The organism is Pseudomonas vancouverensis, from assembly GCF_004348895.1.
GTDB classification, from domain to species: Bacteria; Pseudomonadota; Gammaproteobacteria; order Pseudomonadales; family Pseudomonadaceae; genus Aquipseudomonas; species Aquipseudomonas vancouverensis.
In genome coordinates this window covers 102752-113986 of record NZ_RRZK01000005.1, presented here as the reverse complement: position 1 = coordinate 113986, position 11235 = coordinate 102752, and the positions used below count along the sequence as shown (strand labels likewise).

General features: G+C 60.8%; 8 protein-coding genes. 6 read left to right on the top strand and 2 right to left on the bottom strand.

The features are described 5' to 3' along the window. Window positions 1-225: 225 nt before the first annotated feature. Together EIY72_RS04385 and EIY72_RS04380 are read right to left on the bottom strand one after the other, a co-directional pair. Window positions 226-3504 (bottom strand): sensor domain-containing protein, encoded by a 3279-nt coding sequence (locus tag EIY72_RS04385; protein WP_093217959.1) that lies wholly within the window; start codon window positions 3502-3504, stop codon window positions 226-228. Between the two features lie 66 nt (window positions 3505-3570). Further along, window positions 3571-4461: a LysR family transcriptional regulator gene (locus tag EIY72_RS04380; RefSeq protein ID WP_093217962.1), complete on the bottom strand. Its 891-nt coding sequence runs from the start codon at window positions 4459-4461 to the stop codon at window positions 3571-3573. Between the two features lie 147 nt (window positions 4462-4608). Between EIY72_RS04380 and leuC the strand changes: the two genes are divergently transcribed. The 6 genes from leuC to EIY72_RS04350 all read left to right on the top strand — a co-directional run bounded on the left by leuC (window position 4609) and on the right by EIY72_RS04350 (window position 11233). Continuing rightward, window positions 4609-6027, top strand: coding sequence for a 3-isopropylmalate dehydratase large subunit (gene leuC, locus EIY72_RS04375; RefSeq protein WP_093217965.1), 1419 nt, complete (start codon window positions 4609-4611; stop codon window positions 6025-6027). A gap of 11 nt (window positions 6028-6038) precedes the next feature. Continuing rightward, entirely contained in the window at window positions 6039-6683 is a 645-nt protein-coding gene (gene leuD, locus EIY72_RS04370) for a 3-isopropylmalate dehydratase small subunit (protein ID WP_093217967.1), read from the top strand. Window positions 6684-6829: 146 nt separating this feature from the next. Continuing rightward, window positions 6830-7597 carry a class I SAM-dependent methyltransferase gene (locus EIY72_RS04365; protein ID WP_093217969.1) on the top strand — a complete coding sequence of 256 codons (768 nt, stop codon included), beginning with the start codon at window positions 6830-6832 and terminating at the stop codon, window positions 7595-7597. A 65-nt stretch (window positions 7598-7662) separates the two neighbouring features. Next, window positions 7663-8745: a 3-isopropylmalate dehydrogenase gene (leuB, locus tag EIY72_RS04360; protein WP_093217971.1), complete on the top strand. Its 1083-nt coding sequence runs from the start codon at window positions 7663-7665 to the stop codon at window positions 8743-8745. Between the two features lie 67 nt (window positions 8746-8812). Continuing rightward, window positions 8813-9925, top strand: coding sequence for an aspartate-semialdehyde dehydrogenase (asd, locus tag EIY72_RS04355; RefSeq protein ID WP_093217973.1), 1113 nt, complete (start codon window positions 8813-8815; stop codon window positions 9923-9925). Window positions 9926-10222: 297 nt separating this feature from the next. Further along, the gene (locus tag EIY72_RS04350) at window positions 10223-11233 is read left to right on the top strand and encodes an aspartate-semialdehyde dehydrogenase (protein WP_093217976.1); all 1011 of its coding nucleotides are present in this window, start codon (window positions 10223-10225) and stop codon (window positions 11231-11233) included. The last annotated feature ends 2 nt before the right edge of the window (window positions 11234-11235 follow it).

The window sequence follows — 11235 nt, the reverse complement described above, 5'->3', positions numbered from 1 at the left end:
GTGCTCCATTCCCAACCGGTACGCACGGTGCCGTCGGCCGTGGTTCTGGCCCCGACGGTGATGTGATAGCGCCTCATGCCTGATCTGTCCTTGAGTCATTTGCAGGGACGAGCACGCTAAGTGAGGCGACAAGGGGGATAAATCAGACGTTTCGTTATCTTGTGTAGGCTTTTTCGCTATTCAAGTCATTTTGTGATTGGCAGGTGATAAGCAACCTCCCGCCGCCTACTTGAGGAGCTTCTGAAACTCCTCCACCGGCAGCGGCCGACTGTGCAGATAGCCCTGATAGAAGTGGCATTCCAGCCCCTGCAAAAACTCGAGTTGTTCCGGCGTTTCAACGCCCTCGGCAATCACCTTCAAATCCAGGCTGTGGGCCATGGCGACGATGGCGCGGATGATTTCGGCGTCGTTGGGGTCGTGGGTGGCGTCGCGGATGAACGATTGATCGATCTTCAAGGTGTCGACTGGCAGGCGCTTGAGGTAGGTGAGGGAGGAATAGCCGGTGCCGAAATCATCCATGGCAAAGCTGACACCGAGCTTTTTCAGGCGGCGCATCTTGATGATGGTGTCTTCCAGGTTCTGGATGACGATGCCTTCGGTGATCTCCAGTTTCAGCAAGGAGCAGGGCAGGCCATAGCTGTTCAGGCTGTTCTCGATGCGCTCGACGAAGTCGTTCTGGCGGAACTGGCGCGGGCTGATATTCACGCACAGGCTGAATTTGTAGGGGTCAACCAGGCCTGCGTCGATCAATTGCTTGAACGCTTGGCAAGCCTCGTCGAGGATCCAGGTGCCGACTTCCAGGATCAGACCGCTGTCCTCCAGCACCTTGATGAATTCGTGAGGCGATTGCGCACCGAGTTGCGGGTGGTTCCAGCGCACCAGCGCCTCGGCCCCGACGATGCGATCGCCCCGGGCGTCGACCTGGGGCTGGTAGTGCACGCGGAATTCCCCTCGGGCCAGGGCCAGGCGCAAGTCGGTCTCCATGCGCAGCCGCTCGCTGGCCGCCTTCTGCATGGTGTTGTGGTACATCTGCGCGGTGTTGCGCCCGGAATCCTTGGCGCGATAGAGCGCAATGTCGGCGCGCTTGAGCAAATCGGTCGGTGTCGAACCGTGATCGGGAATCAGCGCGATGCCGATACTCGGCGTGACCTGCAAGCGCTGGCCATCGAGGAACATGGGTTCTGACAGCAGTTCGCGCAGGGTATCGGCCAGTTGCCGTACCTGATCGCTGACTTCGCTGCGCGTGCCTTCCAGACCGCTGAGCAGGACCACGAACTCATCGCCGCCCAGCCGTGCCACGGTGTCTTCCATGCGCACGCTGGCTTCGAGGCGCGCAGTGATGATTTTCAGCACCGTATCGCCCACGGGGTGACCGAGGGAATCGTTGATGTGTTTGAAATGGTCGAGATCGAGAAACATCAGCGCGCCACGCAAGTTATGACGCTTGAGCAGGGCGATCTGCTGGCTCAGACGATCCATCAGCAAGGCGCGATTGGGCAGATTGGTCAGTGGGTCGTGATAGGCCAGGTGACGGATCTGCGCTTCGGCGTTTTTCAACAGACTGACGTCCCGCGCCGTCAGCAGCAGGCACGCCGTCTCATTGAGGGTAATGGGTTCCACCGAGACTTCGACGGTCAGCAACTCGCCGCGCTTGTTGCGCCCGAGCATTTCCTGATGGTGCACCCGGCCCTTGATCTGCAATTCGGCGAGCAAGGCCGAGCGCTGTTTCTCTTCGGCCCAGATTCCGACCTGGTACACCGTGCGGCCGACCACCTCGTCCGCGCGGTAGCCGGTGAGGCGACAGAAGCCGTCGTTGACCTCCAGATAGCGTCCGGTGTCGCGTTCGGTGATGGTGATGGCGTCGGGGCTTGAGTGAAAGGCCTTGGCGAATTTCTCTTCGCTGGCCTTGAGCGCCGCTTCCGAGCGTTGTTGCTGGGTAATGTCGCGCAAGGTGGTGACGATGCACGGCTGGTCGCTGACGCTGATCTGACGGCTGGAGATCACGCAGGTCAGTGCTTGCCCGTCCTTGTGCTGAACCTGGATCGCCACATTGTTCAGGCCCTGTTCGCGGATGACCTGCTCGATCCTGCGCAGGCTTTGCGCCGAGTTGTCCCACAGGCCGATTTCATCGGCGCTGCGGCCAATCACGTCGGCGGTTTCCCAGCCGAAGGTCTGGGTGAAGCTGGAGTTGATCTCGATGAACTGCCCGGTGTCCTGGCGGGTCACGCAGATCGGGTCAGGGCTGACCTGAAACAGCGTGGCGAATTTTTCCTCGGAGGCCACCAGGCGCTGTTCGCGCTCGACCTGATCGGTAATGTCCAACAGCGTACCGGCCATGCGCAACGGTACGCCATTCTCATCGCGGTAGAGGCGGGCGCGGCTTTCCAGATAACGCGAGCTGCCGTCCGGCAGTTGCACGCGGTAGGTCAATTGGTAATTGCCGGCCGGTCCTTCGCGCAGGCTGCGGTAGGCATCGCGCATGCTATCGCGCTCTTCCCCCGGCACACCCTCGAAAAACTCGTCGAAGGACTCGTGGAACGGTTTGGGGTCCAGTCCATGCAGTTGTGCGGCCCGGGCCGAGCCGTAGAGCATGCCGCTGGGGATGTGCCAGTCCCAAGTGCCCAACTGCGCAGAATCCAGCGCCAGGTCGAGACGGTCCTGGCTGTCCTTGAGCGCTTGTTCGGCGACTTTGCGATCGGTGGTGTCGAGAAAGGTACTGAGCAAGTACGGCTGGCCTTCGAGCTCGACTTTTTGTGCGCTGAGAATGCCATCGTGGATCTGACCGTTGCTGGCGCGAAACTGCACTTCCATGCTGATCAGCTCGCCTTTGGCCTTGGTCGCCTTGACCAGTTCCAGGCGTTGCTCGGGGTGGACCCACAGGCCCAGCTCCACGGTGGTGCGGCCAATCGCATTTTGCACCGGCCAGCCGAACAGGCTTTCGAAGTACTGGTTGGCTTCGGTGATCAGGCCATCGTCCTGGCGCGTCAGCAGCACCATGTTCGGGCACAGGTGAAAGAGCGTGGCAAAGCGTTTTTCCGAGCTGGTCAGGGCCTGTTCGCGCTGGCGCTGGTGGGTGATCTCGCGGATCACGCCGATCATCCGCGGCCGGCCGTGTTTGTCCGGCAGCAGGCTGCCGCTGATTTCCAGCCAGTGCAGGCTGCCGTCCGGCCAGCGGATACGGTGGTGCATCGCCTGTTCCAGCGGCGCCCCGGCGATCACGGCGTGGAAGGCACGCACGGTTTTCGCCCGATCTTCGGGCGGCAGCAGATCGAGATATTCCAAGTCGGACGGCAAGGGTTGCCGTGGATCGAAACCGAACAGCGCCTGCGTGCCCCGGGACCAGCTGATTTGCCCGCGCTCGATGTCCCAATACCAGGCACCCAGGCGCGCGCCGTTGAGCGCAGCCAGTAATTGCGGGGCACTTTCCCAGCTCTGCTCGGAGGTTTTTGGGTCAAGTGCCTGAATACGCGGCATCGGCGGGATTCGGTCAACAGATTTCGGCATTGGCAAGCCTTGAGCTGAATTGGGCGTTTGTTGCAGGCGTTCGCGGCTCTATAGGAGTAGCACAACTTAGCCGTGTGTCCCTGGCAGATCGAGTTGAGCATCCAACAAGGCCATGAAGGCCCGCGCAGCGTTCGACAGCGTCCTTTCCGTGTGCAGGATATAGCCTAGCTGGCGAGTGAGCTGTATGCCCGGTAAAGGTATGCGCGCCACCTGATCGTCGAGCATGGTCCGTGGCAATACGCTCCAGGCCAGGCCGATCGAGACCATCATCTTGATGGTTTCCAGGTAGTTGGTGCTCATGGCGATGTTCGGGGTCAGGCCCTGGGCTTCGAACAGGCGCTGAACGATGTGGTGGGTAAAGGTGTTGCCGCCGGGGAACACCGCCGGGTGTCGGGCGATATCGGCCAGGCTGACCTTGCCGTTGCCGAGCAACGAATGCTCGGGCGCTACTACGAAATCCAGAGGATCGTCCCAGACAGGCGTGGCCCTGACCAATGCGTGGGGCTCCGGCGCCAGGGTGATGACCGCCAGCTCGGCGCGGCCGTGAAGGATTTCCTCATAGGCCACTTCCGAATCGAGAAACTGTATGTCCAGCGCCACTTGTGGATAACGCCGGGTGAATTCGCGCAACAAGGGTGGCAAGCGGTGCAGGCCAATGTGGTGACTGGTGGCCAGGGTCAGACGACCGGTCACCTCGCCAGTGAGGTTGGTCAGGGCGCGGCGCGTATCATCCAGTACGTTGAGGATCTGATAAGCACGCGGCAGCAGGGCGCGGCCGGCCTCGGTCAGGCTGACTTCACGACCCAGGCGATCGAACAGGCGCACCTTCAATTGCTGCTCCAGCCCGGCGATGCGTTTGCTGATCGCCGGTTGCGTCAGGTGCAGCCGTTCACCGGCGCCGGAGAAGCTGCCGGTCTCGGCGATGGCAATAAAGGCATTGAGGTTGGCCAGGTCCATATTGGTATTCCAGTTGGTAATCCAAAGCATAAAAAATATGAATTTGAGTTATTTAATGTAACCCCATAGGATCAGCCTCACAAGCCAAAGGGTTATTGAAACGTTCATAACCCAGGGCATAGAAACAAGCTGATGAGGAACCGTCTGATGGCCGGCAAAACGCTCTACGACAAGCTCTGGGATTCGCATTTGGTCAAGCAGCGCGACGATGGCTCTGCGCTGATCTACATCGATCGTCACATCATCCACGAAGTGACCTCGCCGCAAGCCTTCGAAGGCCTGCGTCTGGCCGGGCGCAAGCCTTGGCGCATCGATGCCAACATCGCGACCCCGGACCACAACGTACCGACCACGCCAGAGCGCAAGGGTGGCATCGACGCCATCGTTGACCAGGTCTCGCGTTTGCAGGTCCAGACCCTCGACGACAACTGCGATGAATACGGCATCGTCGAGTTCAAGATGAACGACGTCCGCCAGGGCATCGTCCACGTCATCGGCCCTGAGCAAGGTGCAACCTTGCCGGGCATGACCGTGGTCTGCGGCGACTCCCACACCTCGACCCACGGCGCATTCGGTGCCCTGGCTCACGGTATCGGCACCTCCGAGGTCGAACACGTGCTCGCCACCCAGTGCCTGGTCGCCAAGAAAATGAAAAACATGCTGGTGCGCGTCGAAGGCCAATTGCCGTTCGGTGTGACCGCCAAGGACATCGTTCTCGCCGTGATCGGCAAGATCGGCACCGCCGGCGGTAACGGCCACGCCATCGAGTTCGCCGGCAGCGCGATCCGTGAGCTGTCCGTCGAAGGCCGCATGACCATCTGCAACATGTCCATCGAGGCCGGCGCTCGCGTAGGTCTGGTGGCGGCGGATGAAAAGACCGTGGCTTACGTCAAGGGTCGTCCTTTCGCACCGAAAGGCGCGGAGTGGGACTTGGCGGTTGAAGCCTGGAAAGATTTGGTGTCTGACGCCGATGCCGTGTTCGACACCGTTGTCGAGCTCGACGCCGCCGAGATCAAGCCGCAAGTCAGCTGGGGCACGTCGCCCGAGATGGTGCTGGCGGTGGATCAGAACGTGCCGGATCCGGCCAAAGAGATGGATCTGGTCAAACGCGACTCCATCGTTCGTGCCTTGAAGTACATGGGTTTGACCGCCAATCAGGCGATTACCGACATTCAGCTCGATCGCGTGTTCATCGGTTCCTGCACCAACTCGCGGATCGAAGATTTGCGCGCAGCTGCCGTCATCGCCAAGGGCCGCAAAGTGGCCTCGACCATCAAGCAGGCCATCGTCGTGCCGGGCTCGGGTCTGGTGAAGGCACAGGCTGAATCGGAAGGTCTGGACAAGATTTTCCTCGAAGCCGGTTTTGAATGGCGTGAGCCAGGCTGCTCGATGTGCCTGGCGATGAACCCGGACCGTTTGGAAAGCGGCGAGCATTGCGCCTCGACCTCCAACCGTAACTTCGAAGGGCGTCAGGGTGCCGGTGGTCGTACTCACCTGGTCAGCCCGGCCATGGCCGCCGCCGCCGCCGTCAACGGTCGTTTCATTGACGTCCGTGAATTGATCTAAAGGAGCGCAGCATGAAAGCTTTTACCCAGCACACTGGTCTTGTCGCGCCTTTGGATCGTGCCAACGTCGACACCGATCAGATCATCCCGAAACAGTTTTTGAAGTCGATCAAGCGCACCGGTTTTGGTCCGAACCTGTTCGACGAATGGCGCTACCTCGATGTAGGCCAGCCCTACCAGGACAACTCCAAGCGCCCGTTGAACAAGGACTTCGTCCTCAACGCCGAGCGTTACCAAGGCGCCAGCGTATTGCTGGCCCGGGAGAACTTCGGTTGCGGCTCCAGTCGCGAGCACGCGCCATGGGCGCTGGAAGAGTACGGTTTCCGCAGCATCATCGCGCCGAGCTATGCCGACATCTTCTTCAACAACAGCTTCAAGAACGGCTTGCTGCCGATCATCTTGAGCGACGCCGAAGTCGATGAGTTGTTCAAACAGGTCGAGACCGAGCCGGGTTATCAGTTGCAGATCGATCTGCACGAACAGACCGTGACCAGCCCGAACGGCAAGGTCTACCACTTCGAGATCGATGCCTTCCGCAAACACTGCCTGCTCAACGGCCTGGACGATATCGGCCTGACCTTGCAGGACGGCGATGCGATTGCGGCGTTTGAAGCCAAACACCGTGCGAGCCAGCCGTGGTTGTTTCGCGACGCTTGATTTTGCGTAAGGCGTGATTACGCCATCGCGAGCAAGCTCGCTCCCACAGAGGTTTTGTTTACGCCGCAGATCCAATGTGGGAGCGAGCTTGCTCGCGATGAGGACTGAAAAAACACCACAAGGCTAAACCCCAAAGGAAATCCCCCATGACCAGCACCGCCCAGCACAGTCAGGTAGTCCAGAAACAATTCGGTGAACAGGCTTCGGCCTACCTGAGCAGCGCCGTTCACGCGCAAGGCACCGAATTCGCACTGCTACAGGCCGAGCTCGCGGGGCAGGGCGGGGCGCGGGTACTCGACCTCGGCTGTGGCGCCGGCCACGTGAGCTTTCATGTCGCTTCGCTGGTCAAGGAAGTGGTGGCTTACGACCTGTCGCAGCAGATGCTCGATGTGGTCGCGGCAGCTGCCGTCGAGCGTGGTTTCAGCAACATCTCCACAGTCAACGGCGCCGCCGAGCGCTTGCCGTTCGCCGATGGCGAATTCGATTTCGTTTTCAGCCGCTATTCGGCGCACCATTGGAGCGATCTGGGCGTGGCCTTGCGTGAAGTGCGTCGGGTGCTGAAGCCGGGCGGGGTTGCCGCGTTCGTCGATGTGTTGTCACCCGGCAGCCCGTTGTTCGACACTTACCTGCAAAGCGTTGAAGTGCTGCGCGACACCAGCCATGTGCGCGATTATTCCGCCGGTGAGTGGTTGCGCCAGGTCAGCGAGGCGGGGCTGCACACCCGCAGCACCACCCGTCAGCGTCTGCGCCTGGAATACAACAGTTGGGTCGAGCGCATGCGCACACCTGAAGTGATGCGCGCCGCGATCCGCGAGTTGCAGCGCTCGATGGGCAACGAAGTACGCGAATATTTCGAAATTGACGCCGATGGTTCCTTCAGTACCGACGTACTGGTGCTGATGGCTGAACGATAAGCGTCGAACGATAGACATTTTCCGGGGGCGCCTGCGGGCGCCCCGACTGATAACAAGAGGAAAGCATGAGCAAGCAGATTCTGATTCTCCCAGGTGATGGCATTGGTCCGGAAATCATGGCCGAAGCGGTCAAGGTGCTGGAGCTGGCGAGCGACAAGTTCTCCCTGGGCTTCGAACTGAGCCACGACGTGATCGGTGGCGCCGCCATCGACAAGCACGGCGTGCCGCTGGCCGATGAAACTCTGGAGCGTGCCCGCGCAGCCGATGCCGTATTGCTCGGTGCGGTGGGCGGCCCGAAATGGGATGCCATCGAGCGTGACATCCGCCCTGAGCGCGGCCTGCTGAAAATCCGTGCGCAACTGGGCCTGTTCGGCAACCTGCGTCCGGCGATCCTCTACCCGCAACTGGCCGAGGCTTCCAGCCTGAAGCCGGAAATCGTGGCCGGTCTGGACATCCTGATCGTGCGTGAGCTGACCGGTGGCATCTACTTCGGCGCACCACGGGGCACCCGCACCCTGGAAAACGGCGAGCGTCAGTCCTACGACACTCTGCCGTACAGCGAAAGCGAAATCCGTCGCATCGCCCGTGTCGGCTTCGACATGGCCATGGTTCGTGGCAAGAAGTTGTGCTCGGTGGACAAGGCCAACGTACTGGCGTCCAGTCAGCTGTGGCGTGAAATCGTCGAGCAAGTGGCCAAGGATTACCCTGAAGTCGAATTGAGCCACATGTACGTCGACAACGCCGCCATGCAGCTGGTGCGCGCACCGAAGCAGTTCGACGTGATCGTGACCGACAACATGTTTGGTGACATCCTCTCCGACCAGGCGTCGATGCTCACCGGTTCCATCGGCATGCTGCCTTCGGCGTCCCTGGACACCAACAACAAGGGCATGTACGAGCCGTGCCACGGCTCCGCGCCGGACATCGCCGGCAAGGGCATCGCCAACCCGCTGGCGACCATTCTGTCGGTGTCGATGATGCTGCGTTACAGCTTCAACCAGCAGGCTGCGGCCGATGCCATCGAGAAAGCCGTCAGCCTGGTACTGGATCAGGGCTTGCGCACTGGCGACATCTGGTCGGCCGGTTGCACTAAAGTCGGAACGCAGGAAATGGGTGACGCAGTAGTCGCCGCGCTGCGGAATCTGTAATCTCTCGGGCCCGCTGCCACTTTTCCCCCAAAGGCAGCGGCCCACTTTTCAAGAAGGTGTAGTTGCGATGAAACGTGTAGGTCTGATCGGTTGGCGCGGTATGGTCGGTTCCGTGCTCATGCAGCGGATGCTGGAAGAGCAGGATTTCGATCTTATCGAGCCGGTGTTTTTCACCACTTCCAATGTCGGTGGCCAAGGCCCGTCCGTGGGCAAGGACATTGCTCCGCTCAAGGACGCTTACAGCATTGAAGAGCTGAAAACCCTCGACGTGATTCTGACCTGCCAGGGTGGCGACTACACCAGCGAAGTCTTCCCGAAATTGCGTGAAGCCGGCTGGCAAGGCTACTGGATCGACGCAGCTTCCAGCCTGCGCATGCAGGATGACGCCGTGATCGTGCTGGACCCGGTCAACCGCAAGGTGATCGACCAGCAACTGGACGCCGGTACCAAGAACTACATCGGCGGCAACTGCACCGTCAGCCTGATGCTGATGGGCCTGGGTGGCCTGTTCGAAGCCGGTCTGGTGGAGTGGATGAGCGCCATGACCTATCAGGCGGCGTCCGGTGCCGGCGCGCAGAACATGCGTGAGCTGATCAAGCAAATGGGCGCGACCCACGCCTCTGTTGCCGATCAACTGGCCGATCCGGCCAGCGCGATCCTCGACATCGACCGTCGCGTGGCCGAAGCCATGCGCAGCGATGCGTACCCGACGGAAAACTTCGGCGTGCCACTGGCCGGCAGCCTGATCCCGTGGATCGACAAGGAACTGCCGAACGGCCAGAGCCGTGAAGAGTGGAAGGCCCAGGCCGAGACCAACAAAATCCTCGGCCGCTTCAAGAGCCCGATCCCGGTCGATGGCATCTGCGTGCGCATCGGCGCCATGCGCTGCCACAGTCAGGCGCTGACCATCAAGCTGAACAAAGACGTACCGATGGCCGATATCGAAGGCCTGATCAGCCAGCACAACCCTTGGGTCAAGCTGGTGCCGAACAACCGCGAAACCAGCATTCAGGAGCTGAGCCCGAACAAGGTCACCGGCACCCTGAACATCCCGGTTGGCCGTCTGCGCAAGCTGAACATGGGTTCGCAGTTCCTCGGCGCGTTCACCGTCGGCGACCAGCTGCTGTGGGGCGCGGCCGAACCGCTGCGTCGCATGCTGCGGATTCTGCTTGAGCGTTGATCGATTGAAGCAATGAAAGAACCCGTGCCTTGCAAGAGGTGCGGGTTTTTTTATTCCTGACAGCCTGCGGTTTATCGGGTGCCGATGCCGGCCTGTTCGCTGGCAAGTCCGCTCCCGAAATGCCGATTGTCGAGCACAGGATTTGTGTACACAGCTGAAACCTGTGGGAGCGAGCTTGGTCCGGGCGGCGTTCCGACGATGAGGCCGGCACGAACAGCGCAAATCTCCCGTCGAATTGCCTGTATCCGGGCCACCCGGTAAAGTGCCGCTCCCCCCGTTTCGCCAGAGGTAAAAACCATGAGCCAGACCATTGATATTGCCGTGATCGGCGCCACCGGTACTGTCGGCGAAACCCTTGTGCAGATTCTCGAAGAGCGCGACTTCCCGATCGGCAGCCTGCACCTGTTGGCCAGCAGCGAGTCGGCAGGCAGTTCCGTGCCATTTCGCGGCAAGAACGTCCGCGTGCGTGAAGTCGATGAGTTCGACTTCAGCAAAGTGCAGTTGGTGTTCTTCGCCGCCGGACCGGCGGTGACCCTGAGTTTCGTCTCCCGAGCTACGGCGGCCGGTTGCTCGTTGATCGACCTGTCGGGTGCCTTGCCGGCCGATCAGGCGCCGCAGGTCGTGCCGGAAGCCAACGAATCTGTGCTGCGGGGCTTGAAAAAGCCGTTTCAGGTCAGCAGTCCGAGCCCGTCGGCCACGGCGCTGGCGGTGGTGCTCGCGCCATTGCTGGGTTTGCTGGATCTGCAACGCGTCAGCCTGACCGCCAGCCTGGCCGTGTCGGCTCAGGGCCGTGAAGCGGTCAGCGAGCTCGCCCGGCAAACCGCGGAACTGCTGAATGTGCGTCCGCTGGAGCCGAAGTTTTTCGATCGGCAAATGGCGTTCAACCTGTTGGCTCAGGTCGGCAAGCCGGACGATCAAGGTCACACGCTGCTGGAAAAGCGCCTGGTCCGGGAGTTGCGCCAGGTCCTGGCACTGCCGGCCTTGAAGATTTCAGTCACTTGCATTCAAGCCCCGGTGTTTTTTGGCGATAGCTTTAGCGTGTCCCTGCAATCGGCGAGCGACATCGACCTGGTCAAGGTCAATGCCGCGCTGGAAGATGCACCCGGTATCGAGCTGGTCGAGGCCGGCGATTATCCGACGCCGGTGGGTGACGCGGTGGGCCAGGATGTGGTCTACGTGGGGCGCGTTCGTCACGGGATCGACGACCTGTCGGAACTTAATGTCTGGCTGACGTCAGATAACGTACGCAAAGGCGCCGCGCTGAACGCCGTACAGCTGGCTGAGTTGTTGATAAAAGACCTGCTGTAAAA